Annotated in this window: 11 protein-coding genes; 6 read left to right on the top strand and 5 right to left on the bottom strand. The window is 75.7% G+C overall.

Annotated features, from left to right (window positions below; translation table 11 throughout):
• Positions 1 to 255: 255 nt before the first annotated feature.
• Entirely contained in the window at positions 256 to 918 is a 663-nt protein-coding gene (locus tag KME80_RS47835) for a response regulator (protein ID WP_219518974.1), read from the top strand.
• Here the strand turns inward: KME80_RS47835 and KME80_RS47830 are convergent.
• Positions 841 to 1,455: a DedA family protein gene (locus tag KME80_RS47830; RefSeq protein WP_308126244.1), complete on the bottom strand. Its 615-nt coding sequence runs from the start codon at positions 1,453 to 1,455 to the stop codon at positions 841 to 843. The two genes, KME80_RS47835 and KME80_RS47830, sit on opposite strands and share 78 nt — an antisense overlap.
• A 170-nt stretch (positions 1,456 to 1,625) precedes the next feature.
• Here KME80_RS47830 and KME80_RS47825 point away from each other — a divergent pair, with 170 nt between their 5' ends.
• A complete protein-coding gene (locus KME80_RS47825) occupies positions 1,626 to 1,913 on the top strand; it encodes a hypothetical protein (RefSeq protein ID WP_219518969.1) in 288 nt (95 codons plus the stop codon).
• Between the two features lie 26 nt (positions 1,914 to 1,939).
• Here KME80_RS47825 and KME80_RS47820 read toward each other — a convergent pair whose 3' ends face one another.
• On the bottom strand, positions 1,940 to 5,233 hold the full coding sequence (locus tag KME80_RS47820) for an ATP-binding protein (protein WP_308126243.1): 3,294 nt from the start codon (positions 5,231 to 5,233) through the stop codon (positions 1,940 to 1,942).
• 133 nt (positions 5,234 to 5,366) lie between these two features.
• Between KME80_RS47820 and KME80_RS47815 the strand changes: the two genes are divergently transcribed.
• Together KME80_RS47815 and KME80_RS47810 are read left to right on the top strand one after the other, a co-directional pair.
• On the top strand, positions 5,367 to 6,245 hold the full coding sequence (locus KME80_RS47815) for an alpha/beta fold hydrolase (protein WP_219518966.1): 879 nt from the start codon (positions 5,367 to 5,369) through the stop codon (positions 6,243 to 6,245).
• 31 nt (positions 6,246 to 6,276) lie between these two features.
• Positions 6,277 to 7,167: a DNA-3-methyladenine glycosylase family protein gene (locus KME80_RS47810; protein WP_219518963.1), complete on the top strand. Its 891-nt coding sequence runs from the start codon at positions 6,277 to 6,279 to the stop codon at positions 7,165 to 7,167.
• Between the two features lie 15 nt (positions 7,168 to 7,182).
• On the opposite strand, the gene KME80_RS47805 is transcribed toward KME80_RS47810, so the two are convergent.
• The 3 genes from KME80_RS47805 to KME80_RS47795 form a co-directional block, all read right to left on the bottom strand.
• Positions 7,183 to 8,109 carry a hypothetical protein gene (locus KME80_RS47805; protein WP_219518961.1) on the bottom strand — a complete coding sequence of 309 codons (927 nt, stop codon included), beginning with the start codon at positions 8,107 to 8,109 and terminating at the stop codon, positions 7,183 to 7,185.
• Positions 8,106 to 8,876 carry a hypothetical protein gene (locus tag KME80_RS47800; protein WP_219518958.1) on the bottom strand — a complete coding sequence of 257 codons (771 nt, stop codon included), beginning with the start codon at positions 8,874 to 8,876 and terminating at the stop codon, positions 8,106 to 8,108. Before KME80_RS47800 ends, KME80_RS47805 begins: the two co-directional genes overlap by 4 nt.
• A 78-nt stretch (positions 8,877 to 8,954) precedes the next feature.
• Complete coding sequence (locus tag KME80_RS47795; protein WP_219518956.1) at positions 8,955 to 9,698, bottom strand: SDR family oxidoreductase; 744 nt, start codon at positions 9,696 to 9,698, stop codon at positions 8,955 to 8,957.
• Between the two features lie 81 nt (positions 9,699 to 9,779).
• Between KME80_RS47795 and KME80_RS47790 the strand changes: the two genes are divergently transcribed.
• Positions 9,780 to 10,250: an RrF2 family transcriptional regulator gene (locus KME80_RS47790; protein ID WP_219518953.1), complete on the top strand. Its 471-nt coding sequence runs from the start codon at positions 9,780 to 9,782 to the stop codon at positions 10,248 to 10,250.
• Between the two features lie 46 nt (positions 10,251 to 10,296).
• Positions 10,297 to 11,949 (top strand): molybdopterin-dependent oxidoreductase (locus KME80_RS47785; protein WP_219518950.1); only part of this gene is annotated, 1,653 nt, incomplete at its 3' end.

Genomic DNA, 11,949 nt, shown 5'->3' with positions numbered 1-11,949 from the left:
CACGTGATCGTCCAAGTAGACATAGAGTGCGGTCAGAAGGGCGTCCAAGTCTGTCTTCACACACCGACCATGGACGCCCTTCGTCACGCCCGCAGCCGATCACCAAATTTCACATCAGCGATCTAGCTCTGGCGCTCGCGGGGGCGTGTCACCGGCGTCGTGATCACTCAGGCGCACCTCGGCCGGCCCGTGCTGGGGGCGGTCGTGCGCGGGTGATCGTGCAATAGCGTGGGTGGGGAGCAGGAGGGACGTGGCATGGGGGCTGCCCGGAGGGTGGACGTGGCGGGGTTGCCCGAGGAGCTCGTGGCGCTCATCGACGGGCTCGAACCCGGTGAGGAGCTGGTCGTCACGCGGGACGGCGGGTCGATCGCGCGGATCTCCAGCACCGTGGACGTGGTGCAGGGGGCCGTCGTCGGGCGCGGGACGCCGGACGAGGGGCACGGGCAGGGGCCGGCGAGCTACGAGGGCGTGACCGTGGTGGCGACCGCGATGGAGTTGTCCACCGCGGCCAGGGTGGCGCTGGCCGCGCAGCTCGGGGCCGACTACGTGGTGCTCGACATGCACGCGGCTCCCGTGACGGCCGACGTGCTGCTGGTGCCGGCGGGCAGTCCGCAGTTGATCGGGGCGTTGCGGTCGGCGTTCCCGAAGGCGCGCGTCGTCGTCACCGAGATCGAGGACGACGAGCTCGGGGTGCGGTACGACGGCCCGGTCCGCCGGCTGCTCGACGCCGGGGCCGACGCGTACCTGCCTCCCGCGTCCGTCCCGAACCTGGCCAGGCAGCTCGACCACGCGCTGAACCACGGGCGGGAGCTCGCGGGCGGGACCGCCGCGCCCCTGCAGCTAGCGGCGGCGGCGGAAGCGGCGGACCAGGCTCACCGTGACGACGAGGGCGACCAGCACGCCGAGCAGGGCCCATGACGCCCGCCCGAGGAGCCGTTCCAGGTGGGCGGCGGAGGCGCCCGCGAACGCGCCCAGGCTGACGTACACCGCCGACCACAGCAGCGATCCGGCGAGCGAGGCGGGCAGGAAACGCCCGTAACGCACCTGGGCGGCGCCCGCGGCGGCCGGGGTGAGCGTGCGCACCACGGGGATCAGCCGGGTGACGAACACCGCAGCCGCGCCGTACCTGAGCAGCGCCGTCGTGGCGCGGTCCCAGTGCCGTACGCCGAGCCGCCGCACCACCCGCAGCTCCCGCATCCGCACGCCGTAGCGGCGGCCGAGCAGGTAGCCGACGTGGTCACCCGCGGTCACGCCGAGGGCGACGACGAGGAGCATCACGACGTACCGCACGGGAGTGCCCGCGGCGGCCCCCAGCAGCAGCACGCCCGTCTCCCCGGGCACGATCGACCCGAGGCCCAGGCCGGATTCGGCGAACGCCATGGCCCCGGCCACGACCCCCACCACCGGGAACGGCAGATCGCTGATCGCCTGGACGACATCCGTGATCAGATCCACCGTGCGCCGCCCCCGTACATGTTCGTGAACCACCATGATCCCGGCTTCCCGGGACTGATGGCGCCAATCGCCGCCCGGGACGGGCTCGTCACCTCACAGTCAGTAGTTGAGTCATTGCTGTAAGTGAACAATGGCGTCGTCCCACCCGTTCGAGAACAGGAATCCAGACCATGCGACGCATCACCACAGCCCTCGCCGCCCTGGCCGCCGCCGGAGCGGTCCTGGCCCCGCTCACGCCCGCCCACGCCGCCGACGGCGTGCTCGTCATCAACGACCAGCCGTACTTCGACCCCAGCGGCTGCTACTCGAGCGACCGGTGGCCGCTGTCCGTCGCCAACCACACCAACGGGCTCGCGTACGTCTTCAGCTCGCCCGACTGCACCGGCGAGCTGCTCGAACTGGTCGAGCCCGGCGGCTCGACCGTCTCGGAGTTCGGCACGAGCGTGTACATCGACTGACCGAGCCCAGGGCCTGGGCTCGTCGTTCAGCGGCCGGTGACGAGGTCGTCCAGGTAGCCCGCCACCGGGCCGAGGGTGAGCACGCCGCTGCCCGCCCCGGCCAGCTCTCCGGCGGCGGGCGCGAGCTCGCGGCGCAGGCGGGCCATGACGGCGCGCTCGCCGAGCGCGACGGCGGCGCGGGCCGCCAGGCACAGGCGCGCCTCGCGCATCAGGTCGTGGGGCGATTCGGGCAGGCCGCGCAGCGCCGCCGCGGCCTCCTCGCGCCGGCCGGCGTCCAGCAGGATCAGCGGGCGGACCCACGGCTCGTACGGGCCGTAGTCGCGGCCACGCCAGCTCCCCGCGTCCCCGTCCCGGCCGGTCGTCAGGCGCAGCGCCAGCAGGGCGAGCGGCAGCAGGCCCTCCTCCATGCCGGGCATGCCGCTCCCGGCCAGCCGGGCCTGCGCGTCCCGGTAGGCGGCCGCGGCCTCCTCCGGCCGTCCCGCCACCGCGTGCCGCAGCCCCGCGTACCAGGCGGTGAACACCCCCACCAGCGGCAGCTCGTACCGGCTCGCGAGCGCGTCGGCGGCCTCGGCGTGCGCGTCGGCGGCGGCCAGGTCGCCCAGCGCGGCGCGCGCCTGGAGCTGGACGAGCCGCCCCAGCACCTCGAACGTCACCAGCTCGCCGCCGGCTGTCAGCTCGACCAGCTCGGCCCCGATCCGCGCCCGTTCGCCCGCCAGCCCGGCACGTCCGAACGCGTGCATGAACCGGGCGTTGAGCGCGAGCGCCAGCGACGCCCGGTCCCCGGACGCGCGGGCGATCGCCTCCGCCTCGCGGGCCGCCCGCCGGCCGCGATCCGACGTCGTGCCGCGCAGCTCCAGCGCCAGCGCGCTCCACAGCCGGCCCATCACGTCCCGGGGAGCGGCCGGGTCGCCGGAGAGCGCGGCCAGCGTGCGTTCGGCGGCGGCGGCGATCCGGGCGGACAGGCGCTCGTCGTCGTTGCGCGTCCAGACGGCCGGCACGCCGAAGGCCGTGATCACGGCCGCCGTCAGGTCGGCGTCGCCGAGGCTCTCCGCCGTGTCGACCGCCTCCGCCCGCAGCCGCCGAGCCTCCTCCATCCGTCCCGTCACGGCCAGCGCCCGCCCCAGCCCGAGATCCGCCTCCAGCCGATCCCGTACGGCGTCGCCGCCCGTGTGTGTGATCACCTGGCGCCAGAGCCGGGCGGCCTCGTGCGGATCGGAACGACGTTCGGCCAGCTCGGCCGCCGCGCGGGCATAGCGGGCGGCCCTGGGCGAGACAGTCCCGCCCGCGGCCAGGGTGAAATGGTGGGCGAGCGCCGCCACGTCGTCCGGATGCAGCCGCTCCACCGCCTCCCCGACCGCCGCGTGCCACCGGGCCCGGCGCAACGCCGACAGATCCCCGTACAGCGTGTCGCGCACCAGGATGTGCGTGAACCGCAGCCCGCCCCGCTCGGTCAGGAACCCCGCCCGCAGCGCCCGCTCCACCGCGTCCAGCATCGGCCCCTCGCCCGCCAGCTCGGCCAGCACCTCCGGGTCCACGTCCCGCCCCGCGACCGCCGCCTGCATCAGCACGGTCCGGGTCTCCTCGGGCAGTTGCGCCAGGCGGTGCCGGATCACGTCCCGCACCCCCGCCGGAACCGCCTCCAGCCCCGCCTCGCCCTCGGCCGCGAACAGCCGGGCCAGCTCCCGTACGAAGAACGGGTTGCCGCCGCTGCGCCGATGGATCAGCCGCACCACCGGCCCGGCCGGCTCCCGCCCGGTGACCGCCCCGGCCAGCTCGCCCGTCGCCGCCTCGGTCAGCCCGCCCAGGTAGACCCGTACCGGCTCGGTGCGCGCCAGCCTGGCCAGCGCCGAGGTCAGCTCCGGGCCGACCTCCGTGGTCCGGAACGTGCCCACGACCAGCACCGGGCCCACCTCCGGCGCGGTGGCGACGGCGGTCAGCAGGTCGAGCGTGTCGGCGTCGGCCCGGTGCAGGTCGTCCAGCACCACCAGCACCGGCCCCCCGGCCGCCGCCCCCGCGACCCGCGCCACGACCGCCCGATGCCGCCGGAACCTCACCACCGCCGGATCCGCGCCCCGCCCCCCGCCGTCCGGCCCGAGCCCGCCCGATCCGAGCCCGCCCGATCCGGGCCCGCCCGATCCGGTCCCGTCCGATCCGAGCTCGCCCGACCCCTCCGGTCCGGGCCGGTCCGGCTCGGGGGGCGGGGGCAGCGCGCCGGTGACCTGGGTCCATGGCGCGGCGACGGGCGCGCCCTCGTACTCGGGGCTGCGGCCCCACGCCGTCACCCAGCCGCGCGCCGCCAGCCGCGCCGCGACGGCCTCGGCCAGCGCCGTCTTGCCCGCCCCGGCCTCCCCGGACACCAGGACGACCCCAGGCCCGCCCCGCCCGGCCACCTGCCCGGCCGCCTCCTCCAGCCGCGCCAGGTCCCCCTCCCGCCCCACGAACACCCGGCCGCCTGCCGCCGGCTCGGGAGCCCGTACGGGGGCCGGGTCGTCCTGGGTGAGGTGGGGCGCCTGGGTGAGGATGTCGGACTCCAGGCGGCGCAGCCGGGGCCCCGGGTCCACGCCCAGCTCGGTCACCAGCGTCTCGCGGACCCGGCGCAGCGCGGCCAGCGCGTCGGCCTGCCGCCCCGACCGGTAGAGCGCCGTGGCGAGCAGGTGCCAGGCGTCCTCGCGCAACGGCCGGTCACCGGCGTGCGCCTCCAGGTCGGAGACCGCCTCGGCGGAACGCCCCAGCGCCAGCAGCGCCCGCGCCCGCCGCTCCACGGCCAGCGCCAGCAGCTCGTCCAGCCGGTGGATCTCCGAACTGGCCCACTCCTCCCCGGCGTTCTCGGCGTACGCGGGCCCGCGCCACAGCGCCAGCGCCCCGTCCAGGCAGGCCAGCGCCCGCTCGGCCTGCTCCCGGCCGCGCACCGGACCCGTGGGCGCCGGGCCCCCGGGCGGCGCGGCCGGCCGCCCGTCGGCCAGCAGCCGCCCCGCCTCGCCGACGGCCGCCTCGAAGCGCCAGGCGTCCACCGCGTCGGCCGCCGCCCGCAGCGCGTAGCCGGGCGCCGCCGTCACCAGCAGCCGCGCGGGCTCACGCGGCGGCCGGCCGGGCTCCAGCGCCCGCCGCAGATCGGACACGAACGTCCGCAGCGCCGAAACCGCCCCCTCGCCCGGCTCCTCCCACAGGTCCTCGACGAGCCGGTCGACCGGCACCACCCGCCCACGGGCGACCAGGAGCCGCGCCAGCACCGCCCGGTGCCGGGGCCCCCTGAGCGAGATCGGCCCGTGCTCGCCCACCGCCTCCAACGGCCCGAGCACGCCGAACGCCACCGTGGTCACGCCCCCAATCTACGCAGCTCCGGCCCCCTGACCCGACCCGCTGACCGGACCGCTGATCCAACACTGACCGGCTGCTGACCCCCGCCGGGCACGCTGGACGGCGTACCACTGGAAGCACCACCGAAAGGCCCTCATGAACCCCCGGATCAGCGGATTCGACCACCACCGCGTCACCGTCGCCGACGGCGTGACGCTGAACGCCGCCGTCGGCGGCTCCGGCAGCCCGATCGTGCTGCTGCACGGCTTCCCGCAGACGCACCTCATGTGGCGGCACGTCGCCGCCGACCTGGCCGCCGACCACACCGTCATCTGCCCCGACCTGCGCGGCTACGGCGCCAGCGACAAGCCCGGCGACCCGGACGGCACCGCGTACTCCAAGCGCACCATGGCCGCCGACATCGTCACGCTCGCCCGCGAACTGGGCCACGACCGGTTCGCCCTGGCGGGGCACGACCGGGGCGCCCTCGTCGCCGTACGCGCCGGGCTCGACCACCCGGACGCCGTCACCCACCTGGCGTCCCTCGACGTCCTGCCCACGCTCGACATGTGGGACGTCATGCGCGGCGCCGGCGCGGCCGTCGGCTGGCACCTCTACCTGATGGCCCAGCCGCCCGGCCTGCCCGAACAGCTCATCTCCGCCAGCGCGGACGCCTTCTTCGGCCATTTCCTCGACGTCTGGACCACCGACCCGGAGGCGATCCCGGCGGACGTACGGGCCGCGTACCTGAAGGCGTCGCGCGAGGCCGTGCCGTCGATCGTCGCCGACTACCGCGCGACGGCCGGCATCGACCTCGACCACGACCGGGCCGACCGCGCGGCCGGCAACCACCTGCGCATGCCCGTCACCGTGCTCCAGCAGGACTGGGGCGCCGCCCTCGGCTACGACGCGGAGGCGCTGTGGCGGGCCTGGGCGCCCGACCTGGTCCACCGCACCGTCACCTGCGGCCACTTCATGGCCGAGGAGGCCCCCGCCGTGGTCGTCAAGGAGCTGCGCGCGCTCCTGGCCAGGTAGACGTGTCGGCCGGGCCGCCTACCATACGGCCATGACCACGCACGGATTCACGCTGACCGCCGAGGGCACGTTCGACTTCGGCGCGTCGCTGCGGTTCGTCGAGGACTGGCCGGCCACCGCCGCGCTGCCCTCCGACGGGCGGGCGCTGCGCTTCGCCTACTGCGCGGAGTCGGACTGGCGGCCGATCGGCGTGACCGTGACCGCCGCGCCCGGCGGGGTCGCCGTCGCCACCACGCGCCCGGCCGGGCCGGCGATCCGGGGCGAGGTGGCGCGGATCCTGTCGCTCGACGTCGACGGCACCGGCTTCGCCGAGCTCGGCGCGAGCGACCCGATCCTCGGCGACCTGCAACGGCGCAGCCCCGGCCTGCGCCCGGTGTGCTTCTGGAGCCCCTGGGAGGCGGCCTGCTGGGCGGTGATCGTCCAGCGTTCGTCCATGCTCATCACCTCGCGCATCAAGCAGCGCATCGCCGAGCGCCACGGCGCCCGCGTCACCGTCGACGGCACCGCCTACGCGGCCTTCCCGCCGCCGGTCTCGCTGCTCGACGCGGGCGGGCTGGGCCTGCCCGCGCAGAAGGAGGAGTGGCTGCGCGGCCTGGCCCGCGCCGCGCTCGACGGCGTGCTCACCACCGAGCACCTGCGCGCCCTCGACCCGCGCGACGCCCTGGCCGAGCTGCGCGCCCTCCCCGGCGTGGGCCCGTTCTCGGCCGGCCTCATCCTCATCCGCGGCGCGGGCGCCCCGGACGCCTTCCCGGGCGACGAGCCGCGCCTGTTCGCCATCCTCCGGGAGGCGTACGGGCTGCCGGAGGACGCCCCGGCCGCCGCCTACCGCAAGGTCGCCGACGCCTGGCGCCCGTACCGCTCCTGGGCGTCCTTCCTGTTCCGCGCCTCCACCTACGGCACCCCGGCCGACCAGCCGTCCTGACCGGGCACGGCCTGGTCAGGGGCAGGGTGGGGGTGTGGTGACGTGGAAGAACTCCAGGCGGATCGACGGGTCGTCGTGCAGGGCGATGGCGCGGGACTGGGGGGTCGTCGCCCAGCAGGACGGCAGCAGGAAGTAGCGCTGGTCGGCCCGGATCAGCAGCCGCAGCCCGGCGTAGCGGTAGCGGAACTTGGCCGTCTCGTCCGGCAGGCGGGTCTCGGTGACGCCGGGGCCCTCCAGGTAGAGGCGGTGGGGCGTGTAGATCACCACGCCGGGCAGCAGCGCCGGGCTGTGGCGGAGCTGCTCCACCGCCCGGAGGCCGCGGAGCTGCGCGTACACGGCGACGGACCACAGCAGCAGGACGGCGAGCAGGGCGACGAAGATGGCCCGCCGGACGACGCGGACCCCGTGGGGTTCGACGGCGTAGCCGGGCGGGCGGGGGAGGCTCCGGGCGCGCAGGGAGGCGGCGTAGCCGAGCGCGAGCACGCCGAGCCCCAGGCAGGCGGGGGCGACCGGGGCTCTGACCTTGTACTCGACCCAGCCGGCCAGCCCGAGCACGCCGGCGACGACGGCGGCGAAGCCGAGTACGTCCAGCACGATCACGAACCTGCGCATGGCGGCCGGCCGGGCGGCCAGGCGGCGGACGAGCACCGCGTGCGCCGGCAGCGCGACGAGGACGGCCAGCAGGAGCACGGCCAGCGGTTCGATGGTGGAGGCGACGCTGCGCAGCGCGTAGTCCTGGATCGACAGGCCGAGCACGCTCTGGTCGACGCCGAGGCTGGCGAAGAAGGTGTTCGTGCGCACCGAGCCGAAGTAGACCATGAGCGCGGCGACGATCGTGGTCGGCGTGACGATGTGGGCCAGGACGCTGCCCAGCCGCGCCAGGTCCTGACTCACGCCGGGGCCGGCGTCGTCCTCGTCGGGGTTCTCGCCGAGTTTCTTCACGTTTCTTCGGGGAGGGGTTCGGGTTCCGGCTCCGGTTCGGGTTCGGGCTCCGGCTCCGGTTCCGTCTCGGGGGCCGTGGGCGGGGTGGTCCCGCCGGTTTCCGTCGGCACGGGGTCGTGGGTGGGCTCCGAGGGGCGCTCCTCCTCGCCGGTGGGGGAGCCGATGGGGGCGCCGGTGCACGCGGGCAGCGCGCCGGGCTTCTCCGCGCAGGCCTCCTTCAGGTACGGGCCCGTGTCCCGGCCGAGTCCGGCGAGCCGGGCCAGGCTCTCCTGGGCCTTGGCCGGCTCGCCGACGGCCGTGTAGCTGACGAGCTGGGCGTGGTACATGAGCTCCAGGAACTGGGGCCGCGTGTCGGCGGGCAGCTCGGCGTCCAGCCGGTCCGCCGCGGCGAGGCTCTTGATCGCCTCCTCGTACCGGCCCAGGCTGGCCTTGGCCGCCCCCGCGCACACCAGGGCGACGGCCACCGTGCTGGAGTCGCCGCCCAGGTTCGCGGGCCGCTGGTTCGCGTGCCGGTCCATGCGCCGCGCCGCGAGCTCGTACTGGCCGGATGCCAGCAGCTTCTGGCACTCGCGGCACACGGCCACGGTCGTGTCGGGCACGTCGCCGCCGCCGGTGGACGGCACGAGCTCGCCGTTCGGCTTGATGGCCGGTTTCGCCGACACGCGCGGTGACGGCGCGGAGTCCTGGGAGCCGCCGCAGCCACCCGCCAGCGCCACGCCGGCGGCGAGCGCGAGCGCCGTCAGGGCCGCTGACCAGGTTCTCCCCACGGCTCCGGTCATACCGTCGCAGCGTGCCCCGCTCCCATCCGGCGTTGGAAAAACCTGGCCAAATCCGCGCCCCGGAGGTCACCGGACGGTGGCCAGCCACTCCTCGAACGTGGTCGGCGCGATGCGGGCGCCCTCGCCGGGCAGCAGCACGTCACCGGCCATCGACGTGCCGAAGAGGCCCGACCACGTCGGCACCAGCTTGACCTCGCGGCCGCGCGCCTGGTGGGTGCGCCGGGCCATGTCGACGAGGTCCTGCGTCTCGGGCCCGGCGAGGTCGGCGTGGCGGCCCAGCGGCGCGCCGGTGGCGATCTCGGCCAGGACGGCGGCCACGTCGGCGGGCGCGACCGGCTGCACGAGCAGCGGCGCGATCGTGGCCACGCCGTCCTGCTCGGTCCAGCCCGCGACCATCTCGGCGAAGTCGTGGAACTGGGTGGCCGGGACGATCGTCCACGGCACCGGCCCGGCGGCCACCAGGCGCTCCTGCTCCCGCTTGCCGGCGTAGTGGGCGTTGCCCTCGACGCGGTGGATGCCGGCGATCGAGAGCAGCACGTGGTGCCGGACGCCGGCCCGCGCCTCGGCGGCGAGCAGGTTGCCCGTGGTGGTGGTGAAGAACTCCACCGCCTCCTCGCGGCGGCCGGCCGGGCCGTTGGTGGCGTCGACGACGGCCTCGACGCCGGTGAGCGCCGCGTCGAGCCCGTCGCCGGTCATGAGGTCGACGCCGAGCGCGCGGCTGATGCGCACGACGTCGTGCCCGTCGCGTTCGAGGGCGGCGACGGTCAGGGATCCGATGTTGCCGGTGGCGCCGGCGACGGCGATCCGCATGATGATCTCTCCTTCTTCCCGTGGGGTCACGACAATATCTCGGACTAAATGGATCTGCAATATCCGCGATATGCTGGTGGCGTGAAGCTGCCCGTGAGCACCGAATGGCTGTTGCACTGCGCCACCACGCTGGCCCAGCTGGAGCCAGGCGCCACCGCGTCGGCGGCTCAGCTCGCCGACTACTACGATCTGCCCGCCCCCTACCTGGCCAAGCAGTTGCAGGCGCTGGTCCGGGCCGGGGTGCTGGCGGCGACGACCGGCCCGCGCGGTGGGTTCCGGCTCGCCCGCCCGGCCGCCGACATCACGCTGCTGCGGATCGTCGAGGCCGTCGACGGCGCGGCTCCGCCGTACGAATGCCGCGAGATCCGCCGGCAGGGGAGAGGCGCGCTGCCGCCGGAGGACTGCCGGGACGCCTGCGTGCTGGCCGCGAAGATGGCCGACGCGCACCGGGCGTGGCGCGACAGCCTGCGCGGGGTCACGCTGGCCGACATCCTCGGCGAGCTGCCCCCGACGGCCCCGGCCCGCACCCGCTCCCGCCTCATGGCGAAGTGAGGGGCCGCCGCTACAGGTGTAGCAATCGGCTGCTACAACTGTAGTCATGACGAAGGCCATCACGTGCACGCTGTGCGAGGCGATGTGCGGCCTGCTGATCACCACCTCCGGCGACCGCGTGACCGGCATCCGCGGCGACGCCGACGACCCCCTGTCGGCCGGGCACCTCTGCCCCAAGGCGCTCGCCCTCGCCGACCTGCGCGACGACCCCGACCGCCTGCGCGCCCCCGTCCGCCGCACCGCCGACGGCTGGCAGGAGATCACCTGGGACGAGGCGTACGACCTCGTCGCCGGCGCGCTGGCCCGCATCCGCCGGCGGCACGGCGCCGACGCCGTCGCCACCTACCTGGGCAACCCCGTCACCCACAGCCTCGGCGGCATGACGCACGCGCCGCCGTTCGTCAACCTGCTCGGCAGCCGCAACCGCTTCACCGCCGGATCGGTCGACCAGCTCCCCCACCAGGTCGTCGCCCGGCTCCTGTACGGCCACCAGTGGCTGCTCCCGGTCCCCGACATCGACCGCACCGCGTACTTCCTGATCTTCGGCGCCAACCCCGCCGTCTCGAACGGCAGCCTGATGACCGCCCCCGGCATGGCCCGCCGCATCCGCGCGCTGCACGAGCGCGGCGGCACGGCCGTGCTGTTCGACCCGCGCCGGACCGAGACCGCCAGACTCGGCGTCGACCACCACTTCATCCGCCCCGGCACCGACGCCGCCCTCATCCTCGGCCTGCTCCGCGTCATCCTCACCGAAGGCGCCGCCACGCCCGCCGCGTACGTGGACGGGCTGGACGAGGTCCGCCACGCCGTCGAGCCCTTCACCCCCGAACGGGTCGAGGCCGCGACCGGCGTCGAACCCGGCACCGTCCGGCGCGTCGCCCTGGAGTTCGCCGCCGCGCCGGCCGCCGCCTGCTACGGCCGGATGGGCGTGTCCACGCAGCGGTACGGCACGCTGTGCCAGTGGGGCATCCAGCTCCTCAACATCGTCACCGGCAACCTCGACCGGCCCGGCGGCACCCTCCTCACCAGGCCCGCCGTGGACGCGATCGGACAGCTCGACCCCGGCCGCCGGGGCCGCTGGCACAGCCGGGTGCGCGGGCTGCCCGAGTTCGGCGGCGAACTGCCGCTCGCCGCCCTCGCCGAGGAGATCCGCACCCCCGGCCCCGGCCAGGTCCGCGCCCTGCTCACCGTCGCCGGCAACCCCGTGCAGTCCGCCCCCGGCGGGCCCGCGCTCGACCAGGCGCTGGCCGGGCTGGAGTTCATGGCCGCCGTCGACTTCTACGTCAACGAGACCACCCGCCACGCCCACGTCATCCTGCCGCCCACGGAACCCCTCGAACGCGACCACTACGACCTGGTCTTCCGCATGCTCGCCGTCCGCGACACCGCGCGCTACTCGGCCGCCGCCTTCCCCAAACCGCCCGGCGCCAGGCACGACTGGGAGATCTTCCGCGACCTCGCCCGCCGCTACCGCCGCCTCGTCCGCACCGGCCGGTGGCGCGACGCCCTCATGCTGCGGCTGCGCCCCGACCGGATCGTCGACCTCGCCCTGCGGACCGGCCCGTACCGGCTGTCACTGGCCCGGCTGCGCCGCCACCCGCACGGGATCGACCTCGGCCCGCTGCGCCCCGGCCTGCCCCGGCGGCTGCGCACCCCGCGCAAGCGGGTGCGCGCCGCCCCGCCGCCGCTCCTCGAAGCC

The sequence above is a fragment of the Nonomuraea ceibae genome (genome assembly GCF_019396325.1).
GTDB lineage: Bacteria > Actinomycetota > Actinomycetes > Streptosporangiales > Streptosporangiaceae > Nonomuraea > Nonomuraea ceibae.
This window is presented reverse-complemented; position numbering and strand designations above follow the sequence as displayed.

Coding starts and splice junctions, on each gene's coding strand:
- KME80_RS47835 (WP_219518974.1), top strand. CDS start 256: ATGGGGGCTGCCCGGAGGGTGGACGTGGCGGGGTTGCCCGAGGAGCTC.
- KME80_RS47825 (WP_219518969.1), top strand. CDS start 1,626: ATGCGACGCATCACCACAGCCCTCGCCGCCCTGGCCGCCGCCGGAGCG.
- KME80_RS47815 (WP_219518966.1), top strand. CDS start 5,367: ATGAACCCCCGGATCAGCGGATTCGACCACCACCGCGTCACCGTCGCC.
- KME80_RS47810 (WP_219518963.1), top strand. CDS start 6,277: ATGACCACGCACGGATTCACGCTGACCGCCGAGGGCACGTTCGACTTC.
- KME80_RS47795 (WP_219518956.1), bottom strand. CDS start 9,698: ATGCGGATCGCCGTCGCCGGCGCCACCGGCAACATCGGATCCCTGACC.